The 463-nt window shown below is 60.9% G+C and carries 1 pseudogene; it reads left to right on the top strand.

The window, feature by feature from the left end:
* Positions 1 to 463: pseudogene (locus tag BST27_RS33005) on the top strand (PPE family protein); the annotation flags it as partial.

Raw genomic sequence — 463 nt, 5'->3', positions numbered from 1 at the left:
GTATCGGCAACTCCGGCAACATGAACAACGGGTTCTTCATCCGCGGCGACGCCCAAGGCATCACCGGGGTCACCTACTCGATTCACATCGACCAGATCTATGTGGACTTCGGCATGCGCTTCCCGGTGAACACGATTATCTCCGGTGGCACATTCGATATCACCACGATGCCGTTCCACATCAACGCGCTCGATCTCAGTTCCCTCAGCAACACGAGCGGCACCATCGGTCCCATCGACGTTCCGACCATAACGATCAGTGGCCCACGGCTGAACTTTGTGCTCGGTGGCCCGGGGTACACCACGTTCGGCGGCATCGTCGGCACCATCGGCCCGATCGATATCCCGTTGTTCTCCATCCCGGCGGGCCCGGGCATCGGCAACCACACGGGTGCTCCGTCGTCGGGGTTCTTCAACTCCGGCGAGGGTAGTTCGTCGGGCTTTTTCAACCTGGGTGCGGGCAG

This window comes from Mycobacterium intermedium (genome assembly GCF_002086275.1).
GTDB lineage: Bacteria > Actinomycetota > Actinomycetes > Mycobacteriales > Mycobacteriaceae > Mycobacterium > Mycobacterium intermedium.
Note: the sequence above shows the minus strand (reverse complement) of the source record. Positions and strands in the feature narration are given on the sequence as shown.